The 201-nt window shown below is 35.8% G+C and carries 1 protein-coding gene; it reads right to left on the bottom strand.

All coding sequences use genetic code 11. The features are described 5' to 3' along the window. Positions 1-201, bottom strand: a 201-nt coding sequence (locus FDW96_RS26275; protein WP_170974725.1) for an AAA family ATPase, incomplete at both ends; no start/stop codon positions are given.

The following is a 201-nucleotide window of genomic DNA, read 5'->3' as shown; positions in this document are numbered from 1 at the left end:
GAATCATCAAGCATAAACTCTCCACCTGTCAAAAAATGTAAGTCTTCTGGTGCATTATCTTTATTTCTAAGCCTTTTGTTTAACTCTCTGTCAGTATCTTCATTGTCTATGTATAGTGTCTTGCTTCGCTTTGTATCATAACCAAAAAAAGGTAACCCTTGCGATACCATTAAAGCCATGTGCATTGCTAGAGAGCTTTTA

Source organism: Citrobacter sp. TBCS-15 (genome assembly GCF_005280815.1).
Taxonomy (GTDB): domain Bacteria; phylum Pseudomonadota; class Gammaproteobacteria; order Enterobacterales; family Enterobacteriaceae; genus Citrobacter; species Citrobacter werkmanii.
Note: the sequence above shows the minus strand (reverse complement) of the source record. Positions and strands in the feature narration are given on the sequence as shown.